The sequence below is a fragment of the Undibacterium sp. Di24W genome (genome assembly GCF_049340325.1).
GTDB lineage: Bacteria > Pseudomonadota > Gammaproteobacteria > Burkholderiales > Burkholderiaceae_D > Undibacterium.
In genome coordinates, this window is record NZ_JBMPOP010000001.1 from 515,984 (window position 1) to 539,778 (window position 23,795).

General features: G+C 46.6%; 16 protein-coding genes. 9 read left to right on the top strand and 7 right to left on the bottom strand.

The window, feature by feature from the left end; all coding sequences use genetic code 11:
* Positions 1–72 precede the first annotated feature (72 nt).
* The 3 genes from ACO0KZ_RS02135 to ugpQ all read right to left on the bottom strand — a co-directional run bounded on the left by ACO0KZ_RS02135 (position 73) and on the right by ugpQ (position 2,324).
* Positions 73–858: a substrate-binding periplasmic protein gene (locus tag ACO0KZ_RS02135; RefSeq protein WP_422992253.1), complete on the bottom strand. Its 786-nt coding sequence runs from the start codon at positions 856–858 to the stop codon at positions 73–75.
* 239 nt (positions 859–1,097) lie between these two features.
* On the bottom strand, positions 1,098–1,406 hold the full coding sequence (locus ACO0KZ_RS02140; RefSeq protein WP_422992255.1) for a hypothetical protein: 309 nt from the start codon (positions 1,404–1,406) through the stop codon (positions 1,098–1,100).
* A gap of 165 nt (positions 1,407–1,571) precedes the next feature.
* Positions 1,572–2,324 carry a glycerophosphodiester phosphodiesterase gene (gene ugpQ / locus ACO0KZ_RS02145; protein ID WP_422992257.1) on the bottom strand — a complete coding sequence of 251 codons (753 nt, stop codon included), beginning with the start codon at positions 2,322–2,324 and terminating at the stop codon, positions 1,572–1,574.
* A gap of 42 nt (positions 2,325–2,366) precedes the next feature.
* Between ugpQ and ACO0KZ_RS02150 the strand changes: the two genes are divergently transcribed.
* Positions 2,367–3,608, top strand: coding sequence for a CaiB/BaiF CoA transferase family protein (locus ACO0KZ_RS02150; protein WP_422992259.1), 1,242 nt, complete (start codon positions 2,367–2,369; stop codon positions 3,606–3,608).
* A gap of 134 nt (positions 3,609–3,742) precedes the next feature.
* Positions 3,743–4,420 (top strand): glycine zipper 2TM domain-containing protein, encoded by a 678-nt coding sequence (locus ACO0KZ_RS02155; RefSeq protein WP_422992261.1) that lies wholly within the window; start codon positions 3,743–3,745, stop codon positions 4,418–4,420.
* Between the two features lie 135 nt (positions 4,421–4,555).
* Here the strand turns inward: ACO0KZ_RS02155 and ACO0KZ_RS02160 are convergent, their stop codons facing one another.
* Entirely contained in the window at positions 4,556–7,369 is a 2,814-nt protein-coding gene (locus ACO0KZ_RS02160) for a M16 family metallopeptidase (RefSeq protein ID WP_422992263.1), read from the bottom strand.
* Between the two features lie 526 nt (positions 7,370–7,895).
* Between ACO0KZ_RS02160 and ACO0KZ_RS02165 the strand changes: the two genes are divergently transcribed.
* From ACO0KZ_RS02165 to ACO0KZ_RS02175, 3 genes are all read left to right on the top strand, one after another.
* Positions 7,896–9,983, top strand: a complete 2,088-nt coding sequence (locus ACO0KZ_RS02165; protein ID WP_422992265.1) for a prolyl oligopeptidase family serine peptidase — start codon at positions 7,896–7,898, stop codon at positions 9,981–9,983.
* A 181-nt stretch (positions 9,984–10,164) separates the two neighbouring features.
* The gene (locus ACO0KZ_RS02170) at positions 10,165–11,739 is read left to right on the top strand and encodes a serine hydrolase domain-containing protein (RefSeq protein ID WP_422992267.1); all 1,575 of its coding nucleotides are present in this window, start codon (positions 10,165–10,167) and stop codon (positions 11,737–11,739) included.
* Between the two features lie 261 nt (positions 11,740–12,000).
* Positions 12,001–13,926: a tetratricopeptide repeat protein gene (locus ACO0KZ_RS02175; RefSeq protein WP_422992269.1), complete on the top strand. Its 1,926-nt coding sequence runs from the start codon at positions 12,001–12,003 to the stop codon at positions 13,924–13,926.
* Between the two features lie 354 nt (positions 13,927–14,280).
* On the opposite strand, the gene ACO0KZ_RS02180 is transcribed toward ACO0KZ_RS02175, so the two are convergent.
* From ACO0KZ_RS02180 to gcvA, 3 genes are all read right to left on the bottom strand, one after another.
* The gene (locus ACO0KZ_RS02180; RefSeq protein ID WP_422992271.1) at positions 14,281–17,679 is read right to left on the bottom strand and encodes a TIM-barrel domain-containing protein; all 3,399 of its coding nucleotides are present in this window, start codon (positions 17,677–17,679) and stop codon (positions 14,281–14,283) included.
* 96 nt (positions 17,680–17,775) lie between these two features.
* Positions 17,776–18,174: a hypothetical protein gene (locus ACO0KZ_RS02185; protein WP_422992273.1), complete on the bottom strand. Its 399-nt coding sequence runs from the start codon at positions 18,172–18,174 to the stop codon at positions 17,776–17,778.
* A gap of 18 nt (positions 18,175–18,192) precedes the next feature.
* Complete coding sequence (gene gcvA, locus ACO0KZ_RS02190; protein ID WP_422992275.1) at positions 18,193–19,077, bottom strand: transcriptional regulator GcvA; 885 nt, start codon at positions 19,075–19,077, stop codon at positions 18,193–18,195.
* A 490-nt stretch (positions 19,078–19,567) separates the two neighbouring features.
* Between gcvA and ACO0KZ_RS02195 the strand changes: the two genes are divergently transcribed.
* The 4 genes from ACO0KZ_RS02195 to ACO0KZ_RS02210 all read left to right on the top strand — a co-directional run bounded on the left by ACO0KZ_RS02195 (position 19,568) and on the right by ACO0KZ_RS02210 (position 23,142).
* Positions 19,568–20,569, top strand: a complete 1,002-nt coding sequence (locus ACO0KZ_RS02195) for a 2-dehydro-3-deoxygalactonokinase (RefSeq protein WP_422992277.1) — start codon at positions 19,568–19,570, stop codon at positions 20,567–20,569.
* Positions 20,570–20,675: 106 nt separating this feature from the next.
* Positions 20,676–21,068 (top strand): RidA family protein, encoded by a 393-nt coding sequence (locus ACO0KZ_RS02200; protein WP_422992279.1) that lies wholly within the window; start codon positions 20,676–20,678, stop codon positions 21,066–21,068.
* Between the two features lie 73 nt (positions 21,069–21,141).
* Positions 21,142–22,332, top strand: coding sequence for a hypothetical protein (locus ACO0KZ_RS02205; protein ID WP_422992281.1), 1,191 nt, complete (start codon positions 21,142–21,144; stop codon positions 22,330–22,332).
* The gene (locus ACO0KZ_RS02210) at positions 22,333–23,142 is read left to right on the top strand and encodes an SDR family oxidoreductase (protein WP_422992283.1); all 810 of its coding nucleotides are present in this window, start codon (positions 22,333–22,335) and stop codon (positions 23,140–23,142) included.
* The last annotated feature ends 653 nt before the right edge of the window (positions 23,143–23,795 follow it).

A 23,795-nucleotide genomic window follows, 5' to 3' on the forward strand; every position in this document is an offset into this window, starting at 1 on the left:
GCACGCACATAAGCGGGTTTCAGTTCAATTGTCTGATCGTGATTTCAAAGACTCAGCGCATTACGCATCGGCCTAGTAATCCCTTAACAACTTGGACAAGGATCCATTTTTTGCACCTCGTTCTATTGCCGCATCAATTTTATCCATCGTATACTGTTGATGAGTCTTGGAACTGGCAAAATGTATCGTGTCAAGAAAAATAGGATTGAGCGATACGTTAAAAGTCCGGCCAGACAGTTCAGGATCATTAAAACCAGGTACGACTTTTTGGTTAATTGCTTGAACAATCTCTTCACGCCCCACGCGATTCGCAAAGGGCACAAAGATAATGTCACTTCGCCTTGAAATCAACTTCCTAAATCGTTCTTGATAAGTCAACAAATCTTCCTGTACTGTAAAAATAGTATTGCGCGCCCTGTCATATTCGATGCCATGCGTAATTCCTACGCTGGCAGTAACCAACTTAGCTTTCAAATCTTTTAACTCAGCCAATCGCGCATTTTCTGGACCATAAGAAATCGCCCATACAGGCAAGTGGACTACGGGTAAAGAGAACCGATATAACTCAAGTCGTTCACTCGTTTTTGAAAAACCGTAAATAATGCCATTGCCCTTCATGACCTCTAATTGAGCACGTTTCCATGGCAAATAAATGACAGAAAATTTCAAGCCAGCCTCGCGCTCAAAATATTGAAAGACTTTACTCACTTGCGGCGTCAGCGGGACAACGTTTCCTTTTGCATCCCGAATTTCTGGATAATACAAATTGACATTCTGCTTTGTCCACCCAAAAGATGACGGGCTCACGATCACGGTTAAGGCAAGTGAGCATAGACGAATAAATCGCAATATTGACATAGAAAAAATTCGGTTCTGACTGTACGCCGGAAGTATGAACCGTTTATTTTATTGGTCAATTGAAATATTGTGATACGGCACTATTGTGCCAAATTTGGTAACTTTGTGTCGCCAATTTGACGACACAAGCTATTCTGGCGTGCTCAATACAAAATAGTTGTTCATCTTGAGCATTTTGTACTGAGCACTCAGTCCATCAGCGCAACAATCCGTATCAATCAGAGTTGCGACGAACCTCTTTAGTTGTGTTTTTTATTATATATTTTTTTACTGGCACGATTTTGCTCCGCCTGTAACTTCGCACGCTCTGCAGCAGTTACCACACCATCGGCCTTTGCAGCTTTTTTGTCCGCTTGAATTTTTGCTTCACGATTTTCTAAATGGGCAGTTTCTTTTGCGGTTAATTCACCCGATTGCACGCCCTCTGCAATTCGTTTTTGCTGTGCGACCTGACGCTTGCCTACATGCGGTGTGGCCGTAGTTTGTGCAAACACTGGAATAGTCAATGCCATTGCGAGCGACAATACAATACTATTTTTCATTTTCATGATCTTTCCTTTTTCATCAATATGAGGCTATTTATCAAGGGAGTTCTAATTTCTTATTTCTAGTTTCAGCATCGTGCTGATGAAAACTATAACGCGACAACTTGGAAAATGATGACTCATTTTTTGTAAGGAAAGTAAGCATTTGTAAGTACGGCGAAAAAATTCTCAAGCATGCTGAGCAAAATCGGTATGGATTAAATCAATGCGATCAGTACAAAAACCATCGACGCCCCAAGACATAATTTCACGTCCCCGCTCAGGGACATTTACTGTGTAGCAAAACAAACCATATCCTGCCTCTTTAATTTCTTTTGCCCAGGCGGGTGTTAGCTTTTTTTGATTAGTGTGCAAGGCTACTGCCTCTAATCTGCGTAAGGAATCTAACCAGTCGGGTTCAAATTCATCAAGCAGATAAGCACGCGCAATTTCAGGTGCCGCTTGTTTTGCCGATAGTAAAGCGTCGAGAGAGAACGAAGAAAATAAGGGGGGCACCAAAGCAGGATTACCCGTTTCTAATAATTTTCTCGTCAGAGTCGCAACCACTCGGCCAGTTTCTTTTTCAAAACCGGCTGCAGGTTTGATTTCCACGTTCATCCAAATCTGATGCGTCTGGCAGAATAAAAAAACCTCTTCATAACTGGGTACACGCACTTGAGCGAAACGAGGATCAAACCAAGAACCAGCATCCATCTGCAATAGATCCTGCGCCAAAGTTGTCGCTACCGAGCCCGTTCCGAGCACCGTTCTACCAAATTCAGGGTCATGCATTAGCACAGGTACGCCATCCTTTGATAACATCACATCAAACTCGACCGCCCTGAAACCATAATCTAAGCCACACTGCATCGCTGCCGAAGTATTTTCCGGTGCCAAACTACCGCCACCACGGTGCGCTACGATTTTAGGATAAGGCCACATCGGATACTCCCTCAACAATCCAGTGAAATGAAGACAGCATATATGCAGAACTCCCCACAACACAAGACCGCATTGGGACATATTCGAGTATTAGATTTGACGCGCGTTCTAGCTGGCCCTTGGTGTTCACAAAATCTGGCGGACCTAGGCGCAGAAGTGATCAAAGTTGAGCGTCCAGGTTGTGGCGATGACACACGCAGTTGGGGGCCGCCTTATTTGAAAGACAGTGCGGGCAATAACACCAGCGAAGCGGCTTATTATTTAGCAGCCAATCGCGGCAAACAAGCGATCACCGTCGATATTTCTACATCCGAAGGTCAGGAGATTATTCGCGCTTTGGTACGGCAATCTGACATCGTATTGGAAAACTATAAAGTTGGTCAGCTCAAAAAATATGGCCTGGATTACGCCTCACTGCAACAAATTAAACCCAACATCGTCTATTGCTCCATCACCGGCTTTGGACAAGATGGTCCATATGCACAGCGTGCTGGTTACGACTTTATCATCCAAGGTATGGGCGGCTTAATGTCTCTCACTGGTGAACGCGATGACTTACCTGGAGGTGGGCCACAAAAAGCAGGGGTTGCTATCACTGACTTGATGACCGGCATGTATGCCACAATTGCAGTATTAGCAGCACTTACACACAGAGACAAAACTGGCGAAGGACAATACATAGACATGGCATTACTCGATGTCCAAGTCGCCATGCTGGCGAATATGGGCACCAATTATCTTCACAGTGGCAAAGCGCCGCAACGCTGGGGCAATGCCCATCAGAACATCGTTCCCTATCAAACGTTCGCCACAGCTGATGGGCATATCATCGTCGCAGCAGGTAACGATGCGCAATATCGAAAGTTTGTGCAGATAGGTGGCCGCGACGAGCTAGCTAAGGACGCACGTTTTCTAACAAATCCACTGAGAGTAGAACACCGCGATGTCCTAGTTCCAATTTTGGCTGACATGGTAAAAACCAAAACAAAAGCGGAATGGATCAGCACACTAGAAGCGGCAGGCGTTCCTTGTGGTCCAATCAATAATTTAGATGAAGTCTTTCACGACCCGCAGGTACAAGCGCGACACATGCAAGTAGAAATGCCGCACCCAAGTTCGGGCAGCGTGCGCCTGGTCGGCAGTCCGATGAAGTTATCAAAAACCCCCGTTCAATATGATCAAGCACCGCCGCTTTTGGGGCAACACACAGAACACTGCCTGCGCACCCTACTCAATTTCGACGATGCAAAAATAGCTAACTTAAAGACAACTGGGATTATTTGAAGAGACTGCACAGTGCGTGTCGCAATACTGTTCAAGTTCGCATAGGGGTAAATACAGGAAAAGCGTCAACTGCGCTCATCGCGAGCGCGTTATCGGTTTATCGCGCTATCCCGCTACTCTCTTAGGAAAAAATCATGCGAAAACTTATCATTATTACTGCGGTACTGATACTCAGCCAATTGACAGGCTGTGTTGCGCATCGCTATCACAGTTCTGCCGCAAGAAATTACAACGCGAATGATGCTTACAGCAATCAATACGCCTATCAAAACCAAGGCCAATACCAAGAAGTGTATCGCGATCAATACGTATCCCAAACACCTCAAGTTTCGACGCAATATCAGGATAACTACGCTTATCAAGATAATTACAATTCAAGCTACCAAAACAATTCGGATATCGCACAGATCGTCGCAATTCGCAATAAAGCTCAAGTTCGCGAAACTGGCGGCGGCGGTGCGGTTGTCGGCGCGATTTTAGGCGGCATCATCGGCAATCAATTAGCACGAGGCGACGATCATAATTCCAGTAGTTCACGCTACGATCGCCGCGGCAATAGTCGTTATTACGGCAGCAGAAGTAGCAGCAATGAAGGCGGCCGTGCGGCAGCGACCGTCGGCGGTGCCATCATCGGTGGCCTGATTGGTAACCAAGTCGATCGATCGTCTTCGGAACAAGTCTCTCGTACTGAAATCACTTTACGCCTGACCAACGGCAGAACGCAGGCAGTAATAATGGATAATCCCGGACAATTCCGTGTTGGCGATAGAGTCAGAGTGGCGAATCAAAACGGACGTTTAGTGATTATGTAAGAACACTGAAAAAAACATTAAATTTATAAACGTTCATTTTCAGTACTTTCAATAAAAAACGCGGTGTGATTTCTCACGCCGCGTTTTCGTTTGTACTACAAATTACTTACAACTGCCTCATAGTCCACTCACAAATTACTTCGCTGCTGCGGCAGCCGCTTTCTTCGCCGCACCTGCGAAATCACCAGCGTAGTAATGCGCAATATTTTCAGGCTTGATGAACTTACGAATCGCCGCGTTAACTTGATCCAAAGTCAACGCCGCAATCTTCGCGTCCAATTCCGCATCAAATGCCATGCTACGGCCCAAGAACAACTGATTACGCAGCGCACCTGCCAAAGCTGGATCTTGTGCGCGTCGCAGCGTGAAAGTCTGTGCCAAAGCTTGTTTTGCATCAGCCAATTCCGTAACGTTGATACCGTCTTTTACAAATATTGCCAACTCTTCTTTGAAACCGTTTTGCAAACGCTCTAAGTTTTGCGGTGCAAACATCGCGTACAAAGTCAAGCTCGCATTTTTGTCCAAGGCAGGAATAGAGACACCGCTACCTACACCATAACTAATACCTTCTTTTTGACGCAAACGTCCAAACAAGCGAGATTTAATACCGCCGCCCAACACATTATCAGCAACTAATAAGGCCGCATATTCTGGTGCCTGATCATTCAATTCAAATGGTAGATCGGCCAGATAGAAGGCATTCGCTTTATCAGGTGTTTCCAACTTAACTGCGTTGCCTTCAGCCGTCAAAGTTAAGCTCGGCGCACGAGTATACTTCGCCGGACTATTCCAATCACCAATCAGGTTTGCTAATTTAGTTTTTACGACGGCGGTGTCAAAATCACCAACAAGACTAAACTCTGCTGAGCTCGCACCGTAGAAATTTTTATAAAACTCTTTAACCGCATCAAGTTTAATCGCACTGTACTCAGCGATACCGTCGTCAATGCTCGCGGCAAAACGTACGTCACCCTTTTTATACGGTGCATTTTTTTTGACTTTCATCGCTTCTGATGCCGCCGTTTGTGGTTCATTACGGGAGCTTTCTAGCGACGACAAGTTCTCCTTCACCAGCAAATCAAATTCAGATTGAGAGTAGCTTGGTGCACGTAAAACCTCACGTATCACATCCAACAAAGCGGGCAAATTAGCGCGCACCGTTTCGAAACTGACTGTTACGTTTTGGCCAGCACCTGATACAGTTAATTTGGCTTTCAATTCACCCAATTTGGTGTCGAGTTCGGCACGACTAAATTTACTGGAACCACGCATCAGCATATCTGCAGCGATATCAGCGGGGACCACTTTTCCGAACAAAGATTTTTCATCGCCCAAGTGTAAACTCAAACGACCGCTGACGGTTTCACCACGTGTTTTTTTGCTCAGCAAGGCAACTTTTGCACCGTTTGCCAATGTGAACTTTTCAGTACGCTTATCGATATTCGCTGGTGTCGCATCGAAAGTCTCACCCGCTTCAACCTTAGCACGACCTTTATAACCATCTACTAATTTCGCAACATCTGGTACGTCAGGAATCTCAGCACGATCAGGTGTTGCCACTGGAATGAACTGACCAAAACTACGGTTGTCTTGCTTATAGTAATTCTCCGCTACGCGTGCAATGTCTGCCAAAGTCAATGCTTCAATACGATCACGTTGAATAAAGAATAAACGCCAGTCGCCCATAGCAATCGATTCTGACATACTGACGCACAAGCGTTGCGGATCGTTCAGTGTTTTTTCTAATTCGTTCAAGAGCGTCGTTTTCGCGCGCTTTAGTTCAGCTTCAGTAACTGGATTTTTTTCCAGACCTTCGACTGTTTCTATTAGAATTTTCTTAGCAGCATCAACACTTTGATCTTTACTCAAAATCGACAAATACATCGCATAGCCAGGCTCCGCCAACTGGAAAGTAACATTGGCCACGCCCACCGCTTGCTTGGTTTCCACTAACTGTTTATGCAAACGCCCATTGGGCGCGGAACCTAAAATATCACCCAAAGCAGCAATGGCTGCCGCATCAGCGTGGCTACCAGCCGCAGTTGGATACAACACGGCCGCCATTTGTTGATCGGTTACGCGACGAACCGTCACTTCACGCACGCCATCACGTGCTTGTTCACGGGTCCAGGTTTTTTCAATTTGACGGCTAGGTTTAGCAATCCCGCCAAAGGTTTTTTCTATCATTGCCAATGTCGCTGCGGTATCAAATTTACCCGCCACCATCAATACCGCATTGTCCGGCTGATAGAATTTACGGTAGAAACCTTGCAGATTTTCAATCTTGACGCCTTCTACGTCTGAGCGAGCGCCTATCGTGTTATTGCCATAATTGTGCCAATCAAATGTGACAGCTGCCAATTGCTTCCATAGCACACGGAAAGGATTGTTTTCGCCAATTTCCATCTCATTGCGTACAACGGAGAATTCAGTATCTAGGTCACTACGTGCGATTTTAGAATTGATCATACGATCCGCTTCCATACTCAATGCCCATTTCAAATTATCTTCACTGGCAGGGAACGTTTCATAGTAGTTGGTGCGATCATAAAACGTCGTGCCATTAAATTGCATGCCACGCTTACTCAATTGGTCCATCAAGTTGCCGCTGGTCTTAGTTCCCTTGAATAATAAATGCTCTAGCAAATGCGCCATCCCGGTTTCGCCGTAGCTTTCATGGCGTGAGCCAACCAAATAGGTCACATTGACTGTCGTCGTTGGCTTGGAAGCATCCGGTGCCAATAACACACGCAAGCCATTGGCTAAGCGATATTCAGTAATGCCTTCGACTGAGGTGTAGGTTGTAGCAGTCGCCGCAGCAGGCGAAGCTTTCGCAGCTTTTACCGGTTTCGCAGCAGGTGCTTTTGTATCTTGCGCAAAAGCGGACAAAGACAAAGAAGCAGAACCAAACGCCAACACACAGGCGAGACATACGGGTTTAAGTTTCATATTGTTCCCATTGGTAGAAAATTGTGGCAATAAAAGCGGCATAGGGCGAGCGAATATTGCCTTGTGTCAAATAATTGTTTTCTTATCGTTCGTTTAATAAAAACGACAGGTCAAGAATATCAAAAATGACATACTTTGAGGTGACTTCAGATCAAAATAGTTTATTTGTGGATGAAATACAGAAAAAGACGGACGAATCTAATTGCTACACTTTGCAATCTTTACCTTCACCCACATTCTTAATTCAAGCACTCTCTAACAAGCAATTTATGACCAGAGATTCGTTAAAATAATTGATTGTCGATTCAACTATAAATTAACGTCGTTAGATCAACGCAGGAGAAAAAAAAGACCTGATTACCAAGGACGGTAGGTACCAATCTTGAGTGTCTCATCCTTGGCTTAACACAATTATTTAGGCAACAAAACATCCACCAATCAGGCTTAAGGCTAAAATGCTGCATCTTGCAAAAGCCATAGCAGAATTCATCACAAACAACGAGCAAGTATTCCCACAGGAGAAAATATGAAAATAAGAGATTTTGTATTGAGTGCAGCCGCCTTAGCATTGGCTAGCATTAACATGAGTTCCGTTGCTCTTGCCGAGCAACGTGGCTTTACGGTTGAAGATCTGGTCAAAATGGAGCGGGTCGCCAGTCCGATGGTTTCGCCAGATGGCAAGCTGGTCGTCTATGCACAGCGTACGACAGATTTGGAAAAAAATCGCGGTCGTTGGGATTTGTGGATGATCAATCTGACTGATGCCATACCCACACCAAAAAAACTCACCAACGTCGTCAACAGCAACGAAGGAAATAACTCAGGTCCGCAATGGTCGGCCAAAGGAGACGCGATTTATTTTGTTTCCAGCCGTTCTGGTAGCGGTCAGGTGTGGCGTTTGCCAGTCGCTGGTGGCGAAGCGCAAAAAGTCACTGACTTGCCGCTCGATGTCGAAAGCTTCAAAGTCGCGCCAACGGAAAATCGCATCGCGATGGCTATCGAAGTATTTCGTGATTGCGCGGATTTGACGTGCACGAAAGAAAAACTCGAGGCGAAATCCAAAGTCAAAGCGACAGGCAAAATTCATGACAAACTTTTTATTCGTCATTGGGATACGTGGGCTGATGGTCGTCGTAATGTATTGTATTCCGCAGCCTTGGATGCAAATCATGTCGCCAGCAAAGCGCCTGTTAGTTTATCGGGCGCCTTAGAAGCCGACGTCCACTCCAAACCCGACGGTGATCAAGAAGATTACGCCTTCACGCCTGACGGCAATAGCGTCGTGTTTTCAGCACGCGTCGCCGGCAAATCCGAATCCTGGTCCACCAACTTCGATCTTTTCAAAGTGCCGGCAACTGGCGGCGCAGCACCACAAAATCTCACCGCTGATAATCCTGCTTGGGATGCTAAACCAGCGTTTTCACCCGACGGCAATACGCTGGCTTATCTGGCGATGAAACGCCCTGGTTTTGAAGCAGATCGTTTTCAGATTATGTTGATGGACATGAAGACCGGTAAAAAACGTGCTTTGGCAGAAAAATGGGATCGTTCAGCAACCAATTTGACTTGGTCAGAAGATGGTAAAACTTTGTACACTAGCGCCTTCGATCTCGGCCAGTTACGTTTGTTCGCGATTGACGCGAACAATGGCACCGTCAGAGCTTTAAGCGATAAAGGTTCTGTCGCTGGTTATGATGTACGTGGTAATACTGCGGTGATCGCAAAAGCAGATCTCGGTTCTGGCGCGCAACTGTTTTTCTCCGATGTCAGCAAAGCTGCGTGGAAGCCCGTCACCGACCTCAACAAACAAGCTTTGGCTAATGTCAGTTTTGGCGAATACGAGCAATTTAGCTATGCGGGTGCCAAGGGCGAAAAAGTGTATGGCTACGTCATGAAACCATGGAATGCGAAAGCGGGACAGAAGTATCCAGTTGCCTTCATCGTACACGGTGGACCGCAAAGCAGTTTCGCCAACAACTGGAGCTATCGCTGGAATCCACAAGTGTATGCAGGCGCAGGTTATGCCGTGGTCTTTATTGATTTCCACGGCTCACTAGGCTACGGTCAAAAATTTACCGATGCAATCAGTCAGGATTGGGGTGGTAAACCTTTAGTTGATCTGAAGCTTGGCATGGCCGCCGCAGCCAAACAATTCTCATGGATCGATAAAAAAAATGCCTGCGCGCTCGGCGCTTCCTACGGTGGCTACATGATGAACTGGATCGCCGGTAACTGGAGCGATGGTTTCAAATGCATCGTAAATCATGCTGGTGTATTCGATACCCGTGCCATGTATTACTCGACCGAAGAACTCTGGTTTAACGAATGGGAAAATGGCGGTACTTATTACGATGTCCCAGCCAAGCATGAAAAATTCAATCCAGTGAGTCATGTTAAAAACTGGAAAACGCCGATGCTAGTTACACAAGGTGAATTGGACTTCCGCATTCCGAGTACACAGTCCTTTGGCGCTTTCACCGCCTTGCAACGTCGCGGCATCGAAAGTCAATTGCTGACCTTCCCGGATGAAAATCATCACATTTTGAAACCAGCGAATTCCCTGCTGTGGCATCACACAGTACTGGATTGGATGGGGAAATATTTACCTAGATAATTAGCCTATATAGGTTTTGAAAAAAAGGGCGCATGGGGGCAACTCAGTTGCTCCCTTTTTTTTGCCAATTGGTCTATTACTAGTGTCGCGGTTTAGTCGCAAGAATTTTCGTGATGGTCATTGTGTCAGTGGACAGTGTTAAGATCGCTGGCAACGAAGCAATTTCACAAGGAAAAACACTATGCCCTCACAAATTTCAAAAACATGGTTGATGCTGGCACCTTTAGTATTAATCTTCTCGGGAGGGTTAGTGCCTCTGCCGGCTCATGCACAAGCACAAGTCTACGCACCAGCAGAATTCAAAGATGCAGATCGGCTGCAAAAAGTCATGGCATTGATTCCCGAGGTCGATAAGCTTTACGCAGATCTGGCCAAAACGGAGCATTTACCCGGCTTAAGCTATGGCATTGTGATGGACGGCAAGCTGATTCATACTTACTCGCAAGGTATGGCGAATCTGGAACGCAGAACACCTGTGACTACGAAGACTCAATTTCGAATTGCGTCCATGACCAAAAGCTTTGCCACAATGGCGACGCTCCGCCTACGCGATCAAGGCTTACTAAAACTTGATGACCCTGTGAGTCAATATTTACCCGAGTTACGCAATATCCGTTTGCCGACCATAGACTCACCGGCTCTCACGATACGTCACTTGATGACGATGACAACAGGCCTACCAGAAGACAATCCTTGGGGCGACCGTCAAATGGCTTTAAACAACCGTAGCCTGGAGCAATTTGTTGGTGGCGGTTTGTCTTTTTCAAATGTACCGGGCGGCACTTTTGAGTACAGTAATCTTGGTTACGTTTTGCTAGGCAAAGTCATCTCTAAAGTAAGCAAGATGCGTTTTCAAGATTACATTACCAAAAACATTCTGTTACCACTAGGAATGAAAGACACAATTTGGGAATACACAAAAGCGCCTGTCGACCAATTTGCGCTGGGCTACCAATGGCGCAATAATCAATGGGAAGCCGAACCAATTTTGCACGATGGTGATGCTGCCGCGATGGGCGGTTTAATAACCACCATAGAAGACTTCGCCTTGTATACTGCCTTTCATTTATCCGCATGGCCTGCGCGTAACGAGCTTGATAATGCGCCCGTCAAACGCGCCAGTCTGCGAGAGATGCAGCAAGCACAGATTTTCGCAGGCATGCAAACAAAATCGACCCTGTTAGATGGCGTCACAGCTAATCCTCGCTTCATCTCCTACGCCTATGGATTACGCACAACACGAGATAGTCAAAATGTGATTGTAGTGGGTCATGGCGGTGGACTACCAGGCTACGGCAGTCAATTTTACTTCGCACCCGATCATGGAATTGCCGTGATCGCTTTTAGTAATTTACGTTACGGTCCGGTATACGGTTTGACCGGAAAAGCGCTCAACTTACTGATAGAAAAAGCCAAGCTTCCGGCACGCAGCGTGCAAGCACCGGGCATACTATTGCAGCGTCAACAGCAAGTAGCAGAATTAATTCAACACTGGGATCTGGCGTTGGGAAATGCGATTGCGGCTGACAATTTCTTCCTCGATTATTCACCCGAAGACCGTATCGCAGAAAGTAAGAAACATTTCGACAGCATAGGAAAGGTACTTAGCGTAAGCGCTATCCGCGCAGAAAATCAATTGCGTGGTAACTTTGAAATCAAGGGTGAGAACGGCGGCTTGCTCATCGCCTTTACCTTGACACCAGAACCCGATCCAAAAGTGCAGTTTATTAGTATTAGCAAAATCAGCAATCCATAATTTAGAAAATAACGCTGCCCAGTTTCGTAATTCTTAACTGGGCGCCATTTTTTATTGCGGAAAAATTCACTAGCCTAAAGATCCGAGCTTTTCTCGGTACCTACATAATGGTTCATCGTCTAAACCATGAATTGATTTTATTGATTAAGGCTAGTACAGTAACTCTCACTTTTTTCTATTAATTGATAAATGTATGCTCACTTTCGAGGACTGATTGAGCTTCCCATTCTTTACACACTTGGATAGGCGCGCTTCGCAGATATGAATCTCCAGCAAATACTGCAAGAAGGTTTTCAATTACATCAAGCTGGACAGCTGCAGGCAGCCCGTGACAGATATCATGACGTATTGGTACAGCAACCTCAGCATTTCGATGCCCTGCATCTATCCGGTGTGATTGCAGGCCAACTGGGTGAGCTAGATCTTGCGCTAGATCTCTTGTCAAAGGCATGTGTGCTCAACCCTCTAGATCAAGCAGCCAAGACAAACTTAGCAAAAGCGGCTTCGGACCTAGGCAACCATGCTGTCGCTGTTCAATACCTACAAGCGGTATTACAAACCAATCCCGACGACTCTGAACTAAGTTATGCATTAGCACTCAATTATTTTCATGCGAAGGATTACCGCAACGCGATTCACTATTTCGACCTTGCATTACGACTGCGTCCCAATTGGGCGGAAGCACATTGCAATCGTGCGAACGCCTTGTATGAATCGAACAGATATGTGGAAGCTTTGAACGATATCGATTTAGCGATCAAGCTCAATCCTCAATATGCGGTTGCTCATTTCAATCGCGGAAACACACTGCAAAAATTAAATCAACTTGACGAAGCACAAAGCAGCTTTGAACAAGCAATCACACTTCAACCAACGTTGAAGCAAGCGCACATAAATTTGTGCCAACTGCACTATCAGCGTGGCGAATACCTTGCTGCATACACAACCAGTAACGCAGCCCTGCAAATAGATGCGCGACAAGCCTCCGGATATAACTGTCGCGGCCTTGCAGCCATGGAACTCGGAGATTACCGCACGGCGCAAAAAGATTTCGAACAAGCGATCGCGATTCAACCGAATTTTGTGCATGCCTATACAAATCTAGGGAAACTTCTCCGTTACACCAATCAACAAGCAGCTGCGATCGCCTGTTATAGGCAAGCACTGGCTATCGATTCCAATTCTGCTATTGCAATCTTCGGACTAGGATTATGTGAACTACAGATTGGAGACTTCTTCAACGGCTGGACGCATTACGAAGCGCGGTGGCACTCTGACATCCTCGCCAATCCAGATTTAGCCAGGAAATTCAAGCAACCAGCTTGGGATGGCACAACCTCACTCGTTGGTAAAAATATCTTGCTCCATGCTGAACAAGGCTACGGTGACACCATACAGTTTTGTCGCTATGCGCGCTTGGTTAAGGCGCGCGGTGCTCGAGTTCTTCTTGAAGTACCCGCTGCTTTGTTCGCACTCTTTGAAAACTTAGAAGGCGTCGACCATTTGGTGAGACGCGGGGATACCCTTCCGGAGTTTAACTACCATTGTCCACTCATGAGCTTGCCCTACGCATTGCGATTTGAATGTGCAGGAATTTTCGCATTACCGCCTTATTTAAGCGTATCTGAACAACAAAAAGAGCACTGGCAACGGATCCTCAACAACACTTTAAGTGACCAACGCAAAGGCGTAATTAGCAATCGAGAAGAAAACATACATTGCAAGGAAAAACGAAAACGGATCGGTCTCGTGTGGAGCGGCAATCCTCAATTTAAGAATGATGTCAGCCGAAGCCTTTCATTAGAAAAACTCATACCCTACTTACCAAATCGAATTGACTATATCTGCCTGCAAAAAGAAGTATCAACTGCAGATATTGCTCAATTGCAAACACGCCCAGATATCCAACTCTTCTCGGAGCAACTACGCAATTTCTCAGATACGGCCGCTTTATGCACTGAACTCGACCTTGTAGTTACAGTTGACACAAGTGTCGCGCATCTCGCTTCCGCATTAGGTGTTCCTACTATCGTTCTGCTAGCCACCAATTCAGATTGGCGCTGGCTACTCCATCACGATAAGACGCCATGGTATGAGTCCGTAAGTCTAATCAGACAAACTCAAGCGGGACAATGGGACGGTGCACTTAGCGTATTACAGGGCAAGCTGCTAGAAAACATTGAATGAAGGACCTAGTCAATGCGCTTAATCTCATAGTCTCCCTATTCAAGGAAGATCTATTTAGAAAAAACGCACAACTCCAAAATAAAAGCATTGAGCGTAGAGTTCACGCATCGCCGTCGTCAACACCATCCTATACTCCCAACAGATTCTTGCGTGTCAGCTTTAAAATCAAGGGCGAAAACGCCGGCTTGCTCATCGCTTCCACCTTGAAACCAGAACCCGATCCTAGAATTCAGTTTATTAGTATCAGCAAGGCTAATGATCCATCATCCATAATCCGTAATCTGCATAGAAAAATGCCACCCAGTTTCATGTCAAACTGAGCGGCTTTTTTTCCAAAACAAAAGATTCAATGGTTTATTGCCCTACTTTATCTCCTCGGAATCCTATCACCGTCGCATTCGCCCAGTTCGCGCAAACTGCCGCACTGGTTTTCTTTTTCACGCCGGTCGTAGTTAAACGTAAAACCTCTACACCACGAATATCGAGCTCAGGTTTAACGACCGCTGGAGCGACGATTAAGCCACTATCAAAGAGAAGGCGGCCATCGCCATAAACTTGAAATTGCAAACCGCCATTTTGACGGCAGGCATCATCAATACCGACATCAGCACGGAAAGTTTGCCAACTTCCATTTAAACGATATGTGATGTCGCTGGCGTCAACTACTCCCATGCCTTTACGGAATTTCAAGCCATTCATTTGCATCATGCCTTCCGCATTACTTGGCGTTCTGCTGTTCACTTTGTCTTTCAACACAAGGCTTTGCTTTTGCACGGATTTGGATGGCAGCACGGACTGATCCGATAACGACAATTGCAATCGCGGCAGATCGGGGGTCTGTTGCTCCAATAAGGCAAACTCAGAAATCGTAATCGGTGGCACTGCCAGAGGCGTGAAGGCATTATAAGCACGAGGTGCAGTTGCCGCATCGTTGCTGGTCAAGACCATAGGATCTTGCGCATTTCCGCCTTCATCCTGATCATGCGTGCTCAAAATACGGAATCTAAATAGACGCCCTGCTTTCGCGGCGAACTCAACTCTCTGCTTGCCTTCTTGTTTTTTCAAGCGTCCGGTGAACACGGGCTTAGCCCATTCACCATTGCTATCAGCCATATAAATTTCAAAGTCTTTGACCTGGCCAGCTTCCCAATGTTTGTCATTACGCGGCGCGATTTCAAAGCCTCTGATCATGCGGCGCTCACCCAATGCCAGCGTAAATTCATGCGCGCCGGTTTTTTGCGATTGATCACGCAGGGTTCTGAACCAAGTACCCGGTTTGCCATCGAATGCGTTTTCTAAAGGATGACCGGGTTCTTCAGCGGGGCGATTAAGTACAATCAAAGTATCTGCCGCCACCACATCACCGCTTGCCGGTGCGGCAGGATAGTCGGCTGTCGCTACGAGGCTCGCATTGGCAGCTATCGCCAAACGCACTTGCAGGGATTGTCGTATATCGAGCTTAGTTGTCTTAACATACACTACCCCATACTTCTCTGTTGCATCGTAAAACCACGTGCCAACTGTATTTGTCGCATCAAATTCTGCGCGTGATTTGACTTCGGCTAAATTTTGCCCTTGCAAAAATACTTGTTGAGGTTTCACCCGAGTGTGAATTTTAAACTCTTGTACACGCGTTTTTTCTATGCCTTGATACTGACCTTGCACACCGTCGAGTTGCAGCGTAATGTCACCCGCCGCTCCACGTGGTGCAATCACTCGTAAAGATTGTGTACTCTTTTCACCTTGCAGATATTGACGGGTTTCGCCGTCGTCTTCGTACAAAGTGTAGGTCGAATCACCGTGCGGGTAGATATCCCAAGTCAAGACATCTTTGGCGACCTGACCGTCGTACAAGGAGCTAGGATACATAGGTAAAATCGCACCAGCGCGCACAAACACGGGCAAGCGATCCAAAGTCACTTGGTAGTCGATGACTTTGCCCTGCGCGCCCACATCTATTACCCGACCATCGGCATAATCTATCCACTGTCCTTGCGGCAAATAGATTCCCTTACGCCAGCCTTTGCTCGCTGCCTGACTACGATACACGGGCGCGATCAACAAATCTTTACCTAAGAAAAATTGATACTTGTAAGCCTCGTTATTGGCATTCACATCTTGCGGATAATCCCACATCAAACCACGTACCAGCGGTGCTCCCGTTTGCTCTGCTTCCTGTGCCAACGTGTACATATACGGCATCAAGCGCATTTTGAGCTTCAGATAATCGCGGTTAATACTGCGATATGGCTCATCAAAAGCCCAAGGATGTTTGCGTGAATTTTGCGACCAGCCTGACATGCCCATGAGCACCGGCGTAAACGTTTTCCATTGCAGATCACGGGTGAAGGTTTCTGGACTACCACCAAAGATGCCATCCACGTCGCCAGTCGCGTAAGCTTGTCCTGACAAGCCAGACCCAATCAAGGTTGGAATATGCCAGCGTATATAATCCCAGCTACCGCTTTGATCGCCAGTCCAGGTCACTGCGTAGCGTTGCATGCCAGCCCAACCCATCACTGTCCATAAGAAAGGGCGTGAATTGGAATTGTCTAAAATTCCCTGCGCTGCGGCTTGATTTGCATCGAGTGCAAATTGATAACCTGCGCCAGTCCAGGCCACATCTAGCTTTTGCGCTCGGCTTCCAGCCGTGCCGACTTCCCATTTGATTTTGTCGACACCGTTCTCAGTCCAAAGGCCAGTACGAAAACCGTATTTTTTCAGACCAGCAACCACGCCTTCAAGGTCGGTATAGCCACAACCATAACCATCATTCGGCAATATCCAACCGCCCGGCATGTCGTGCTCGCGATATTTCGCCGCAACAGATAGCACCACGTCTGGGGTTTTACCGGTCGGCCCATCGCTCCATCCTTTTGGTACGGTTCCCGGCTTCTTAATATTGTCGCCGTCGTTATAGCAATCTGCATCGCCATATTCGTAAGCCCAGCGTGGCAAAATTTTTGCGCGACCAGTCAGTTCGGTGTACGCATTCAAAACATCCTTGATGTTATCGCCGACAAAGTAGTAGGCATCAAAGCGTTTTTCATTGTGGCTGGTGGTGATGAAATCAATTGCACGGAAATCGTAACTGCCGTTACTCCAAGTATTGCGTAGCACGCCATAGCCTTTGTTACTCATGTAAAACGGTGCTGGGCTTGGTCTGTCGTTTTCTTCCCAGCCGCCTGAGTAAGACACTTCTAAGCTTTTCCCTTTAAACGCATAGCTGCCATTTTGCTGACCGCCACCAAAGAACACCTCATCCGGTGTAGTCGATAGCGTTTGAAAACTGCTTTTCTCCGCAATATCCAGTGACTGCATTTCTTGCCATAACAAGCTCTTATTATCGGCCTTATACAAGGCTAAACGCAGCGGCTTTTTGTAGATACGTAAAGCCATTTTGGCGGTTTGCAATAATTGATAATCGCACTTATCTGTGAGCTGATAATCAACTTTAGCGTAATCCTTTTTCAGTATTATCGGTGCGGCTTTATCACCAGCGCCGGTCAACTTGCCTTCGCTGCCAGCCCACACGCGAAACATATCTGGACGCAGCAAACTGATTTCTAATAAATGACCTTTGTCACTAATTATCCTCACGTTGCTGGCGTTAGCAGGAGATTCAATTTGACGAAGATTTCCGACAGCGGCCGCATAAGTGTTCGTTGACAGAACTATACTCGTTGTAAATACGGCGACAATTGCCGCTTGCATGAGGCTTTGTTTGAATAAGGAGGACAAATATGCAGGCATGATGGAATTCAAATTAAAGATTGTGGAGAGTCTTGAAATGTAAAGGCAAATCCGATTTACCAACAGCGAGTTTTTTTCCGCTCTCGTCAAACGAAACTAAACGACCAGCCTTTTCAAGACTGAGACTTTAGGGCCACACAAGCGGTGAACATAATACTGGGTCATACGCGAAACGTTTTCACGCGAACGCGTACTTACTACAATAATTTTCTCCGCCTGTTTTGCACAAGCGAGTGCCAGATCTAGGCATTGTTGGCTATCGCCGAAAAAGGCGAGCTCTTCGAATTGCGCTTGTGATACTGAGCTCTTGTCCGCGCTCCTTGGCAAAGCGAATACCACGCAACGGTGTGCCGTTGATTCTTTAGAAAAACTCAGGTCTAAAATTCTTGAGCACAGTTCTTGGCGTAACTGATCCTTTGGAATACCTAGACCAAAAGTTTCGAGTAAAACTTTTTCGCTGCTCAATAACAGCACATCTTTTCTAAATAGTGGCATCACAACACCAGACTAGGCTTAACGCGCCTGCGCCTCACTAATCAACCATTGATGAAACGCGAGGAAGGCGGCGTTTTCTTTCATGTCAGCGGCATAAATTAAGTAGTAATCAAGGCGCAGCGGTGTCTCTACATTAAACGGGCGCACCAAACGTCCGGCAGCAATATCGTATTCGACTAATAAGGATTGCCCGAGTGCGACCCCCTGTCCGTCTATCGCTGCTTGCAAGGCCATCAACGCCAGTGTGAATAATGGGCCTTTGCGCACATCTTTATCGTTCACGCCCAAAGTCGAAAACCAAGATTGCCAGCTAGGATAATCAGGGTCATTCATGGCACTGACTTCATGCAACAAAGTCTGCTTGCTCAAGTCAGAAGGTGTCGTCATTGCTTTAGCAATCGCGGGACTGCAAACCGGGAACACTTCGGTCACGATGAAAGGCTCAATCCGAAAATCAGCAAATTGCGTGCGCCTGAAATCGATAGAAATATCGCAGTCCCGATAACTACGATCCACTTCGGACACAATTTCAACGCGCACTTGTGGATGTCGATTCAAGAAACGATACAAGCGTGGCACTAGCCATTTGGAGCCAAATGAAGGTGGCACACCAACCCGCAGCAAGACATTATTATCATTGAGCAGGTTGTCCGTCGCTTGTTGAAAAATTTTGAAACCTTCACGTATGCGTGGCAGATAGCGTTCGCCCGCTTCGGTCAGCTTTAAGACATTATTACTGCGCTGGAACAGGTCTAAGCCAAGAAAATCTTCGAGTAACTTAATCTGATGACTGACGGCGGCATTTGTTACATGCAATTCTTCCGCCGCACGCGTGAAGTTCAGGCGTCGCGCCGCGACTTCAAAAACTTTTAATGCGTTTAGTGGTGGAAGACGTTTCGACATAGTACCCTCATTGAAAAACGATACCATATCAGAAGTTCATTTAATAAAACTTAATGAAAGCTTGAAAATTTATTGTTGTTCTAATGTTGCCCTAGCTTCCAATAGAAGTGCTAACATTTTGATCACGATTATTTCGAATCATAAAAATTGAATTTTATCGAGCTTCTGGATTTCGCCATGATCAGTCCATAAAAACATAGCAAAAGCTGGATAATTATTAAACTGATCAGTAAATTAGAGTTATCTCCTCAAATATTTCTTAATGACATCTCAAATATTCCTCGCTTGCTCAGCCCGCCCCAGCCCGTTAAGCTGCGATCAATCTGTTGAAGTCAGCTTGAGCTGCCGCATTCGAGTGTGTTCATGCTTTGCGTTCACTCTTTATTTACTCCTTATACATACAATCTATGGGATAACTGTGAACGCTAGGATTGACTCAAATTGACTTCTTCCGTGCGTCACCCAAAATTTCACTTAGGTCTTATTTGACATGACTCATATTATTACTATCGATACAGGCACGACCAACACCCGCGTTACGCTATGGCGAGACAGCGAGGTACTGGCCCATGAAGCATGCGAAATCGGCGTGCGTGATACCGCGATTAGCGGCAGTCGCGAAAAACTACAAAACGGTGTGCGCGATACAATTAACAAGACGCTGGCCACGGCCCAAGTGAGTGAGGACCAGATCGATCTGGTCATAGGCTCGGGCATGATCAGCTCAAATGTCGGCCTGTTTGAATTGCCGCATGTCTTTGCACCGGCTGGCTTACAACAATTAGCACGTGGCATGGTTTCGGTGACGATACCCGAAGTATTCGCTAAACCAATCTGGTTCGTGCCTGGCGTTAAGAATGTCGTAGACAATATCGGCTTGCATAATTGCGAAGCGATGGACATGATGCGCGGCGAAGAAGTCGAAGTCATGAATGTGATAGAACAACTCGGCATCACCGGCCCGGCCATGATGGTGATGCCAGGTTCGCACTCTAAGTTTGTTTGCATCGATGACAAAAATCGCATCACTGGCTGCGTCACCACCTTGGCCGGTGAGCTGATGTACGTAATCACGCACAATACCATTCTGGCACAATCTTTAGATTCACAATTCGCGACCTCTATCAATGAAGAGATGTTATTGGCAGGTGCGCAATCGGCACAAACTATCGGCCTTGGTCGAACCTGTTTCAACGTGCGCACACTCGATCAATTCACGATTTACGAGCGCAATGACCGCGCCAACTTCTTACTCGGCGCCATCCTCGGTGCCGACTTGCTGACCTTAAAAAATAGCACAGCGATCAAAATGATGCCAGGTACGCCAGTCGTCATTTGCGGCAAACCGATTATGAAAGAAGCTTTGGCAATCCTGATCAAGAACGATGATTATTTCTCAGGAAAAATCACCGTCGTATCCGATGAAACTCAGGCGCATCTTGCGGGACAAGGTGCGATCTTAGTTGCCACGGCTCGCGGTTTGATCAAGTAAATTCAGTCAATACGAGAACATACCGATATGACTACCAAGACACTGCAAGTAGGCTTTGGTATCGACTACGATTCAAATTCCACGATAAATTTTTTACGAGTACAACATGACTAAAGATATCACACGCTTCGGCAATATTCCCTCAGGTGCAGGTGGTCAACGCTTACCATTTTCACCCGCTGTACGCGCTGGCGATTTTGTATTTTGCTCAGGCCAGGTAGCAATGAAGGAAAACGGCGAAATCGAAACGGGCGGCATAGAATCTCAAACTCGTCGCACTATGGAAAATGTGAAAAAAGTATTGGCATTGGCTGGATGTGAATTGAGTGACGTAGTCAAAGTTAGCGTCTGGCTCGATGATACACGCGACTTCTGGACCTTCAATCGCATCTACACCGAGTACTTTGGTGAGCATCCACCAGCGCGCTCTTGTGTGCAATCAGCGATGATGGTTGATTGCAAAGTGGAGATAGAAGTGACGGCTTACAAACCGATCTAACACGAAATCAAATAACGAAGGTGTGCAGAGCGCACCCGACCAATTTGCAATCTAAATGTTTTTCGAGGATGCCATGACGCAGTCATCTTACCGCTCACTGTACACCTACGCATGGGATATCGCCGACATAGGTGTCACGCAATTTGTTGATGAAGTGCTCGCTATGGGCATCACCGATGTGACTTTAGCGACGTCCTATCACGCTGGAAAATTTATCCGTCCCCACGCAAAAAAGCCACCTTGTGTAATCTTCCCTGAAGACGGTGTCACCTACTTCGATCCTGATCTGAGCCGTTATGGCGACATCAAGCCACAAGCACATAGCGATGATGCGATTCGCGCGGTACTACCAGCGCTACTAAACGATGGAAGAGTCAAAGTACATGGCTGGACGGTGCTTTTACATAATACCCGTCTCGGCACCGCACTCCCCCAGTTCACTGTCAAAAATGCGTTTGGTGATGGCTATGTGTATAGCCTCTGCCCTATGCAGTCATCGGTGTTCGACTACGCTGTAAATCTGTGCGCCGACCTTACTCATCAACATGCGCTCACCAGCATCGTTCTCGAATCGCCAGGTTGGCAACCTTACGGCCACGGTTATCATCACGAATTCGCGCAAGTCACCAGTAACGCTTGGTTAGACAATATGCTGGGTATGTGTTTTTGTGATGCCTGTAAGACTGCGGCAAGAGAAAAAGGGATAAGCATCGATGCACTACAGACGCGAGTACAAGACAATATTAAAAACTACTTGGCTTTACCAGCTGATGCCAATGCAGATCAAGCGGCCAGCTGGACTCAGTCGGATCTGTTGAGCGATGCGGATTTACTGGCTTTTATCGGCTTGCGTCAGGATCGTGTCACACGATTAGTGACAGAAATTCGCGCGGCGATTCCAAGCAACTGTCAACTCGCCGTCATCCCAACGGTACAAAGACCCACTTCTGCGTGTTGGACCGAAGGCAGTGATCTCAAGGCATTGTCCGAAGTTGCTGACTATATCGAAATCCCTTTCTACGAACCTAACGCCAATCGTGCCATTGCCGATGCTTGGGAAAGTCTGCGTCAAATCGGCCACCCAGAAAAAGTACGAGCCATTTTACGGCCAGGTTTTCCAGACCTGAATCAAGGCGCAGAACTAGGCGCCGCGATGGCAGGCATTCAAGCATTAGGCATCAAGGATTTTGCGTTTTACAACTATGGCTTGCTACCGCAATATCAGCTCGATCATCTGGCTAAGACCTTAAAGGAAAGCACTTAAATGACAAACACCGTGGCAAATACAGTGTCAAACACAGTGGCGCGCAACATCCTCATCACCGGCGCCTGCGGCGGCATCGGTCGCGCACTCTGCCAAGCGTTTGTGAATGCAGGCGATCACGTCTACGCACAAGATCGTGAAGCCACACAATTAGCTGAATTAGTCGCGCAACTAGGCGCAGACAAGTGCAGCGCGGTGGTCGCCGACATTACAAATGCCAGCCAACTCAAACAAGCTTTAAGCGCGGTGGTCGCTAAACACGGCGAAGTAAATGTCTTAGTCGCCAACGCAGGCGCAGCTCAGGCTTTGACGCTACAAAGCACGACCGAGGAAAGCTGGAAGCTAGATATGGATCTCAATCTGAATGGAACTTTCCATACGGTTGAAGCAGTTAGACCAGCGATGCAGGCGGCAGGCAAAGGCAACATCGTGATTATCGGCAGCGTCAACGGCATGACGTCGTTTGGACATCCAGCCTATAGCGTGGCGAAAGCTGGTTTGATCAGTTATACCAAAGCTCTGGCAATGGAGTTCGGCAAGTTTGGCATACGGGCGAATATGGTTTGCCCAGGCACGGTGAAGACCCAAGCTTGGCAAGCCCGCGTGGATAAAAATCCGCAAGTGTTTGAGGATTTGAAGAAGTGGTATCCGCTGCGGGATTTTGCGACGCCTGAAGATATTGCGGATGCTGTGATGTTTTTAGCTTCTGATGCAGCTAGGGTGATTACTGGGGTGGTGCTGCCGGTGGATGGTGGATTGATGGCGGGGAATCAGGTGTTTGCTCGGGAGTTGACGCAGGAGGAGATTTAGGTTTTGTTTGTTTGTTTGTTTGTTTGTTTGTTTGTTTGTTTGTTTGATTGATTGATTGATTGATTGATTAATTGAATGGCTGGTCGTTTCATTTACGTTTTGGTTTTGCTGATGTGTCTGTTGGTCGGGTGTGGCCCGACAGCCAATTACCTTTTTTGCTTCGCCAAAAAAGGTAATCCAAAAAAGGCGACCGTAGACTCGCCCTACGGGTGCTTACGCTACGCTACAGAATAATTTGTGCATCACAAAAATGGGAAAGTGTTGAAACTCGCTACGCTCAGACAACAACACTTTCTTATCCATTTTCTGTGACGCACAAATTACATCGTCTCAAACGGGGGTGGGTCAAAAACAAAGTCAAAAACAAAAAACAACGACCTACAACTGTTATTAGAAAAATAAACATCCGTCGTTTCTGATTGCTTTGCTTTTGCTGTTGATTTTGACGCTGTTCCACTTCTGACACTGCCAATTGTGCAGGGCAGAAAATGGATAAAGAAAGCTTTGTTGTCTGAGCGAAGCGAGTTTCGAAGCTTTCCCATTTTTTGTCCTGCAGAATTGGGAACCCGAAGGGCAGTGGCAACGTGGTCGCCTTTTTTGGGTTACCTTTTTTGGCGAAGCAAAAAAGGTAACTAGCTGTCGGGCTACCCCCG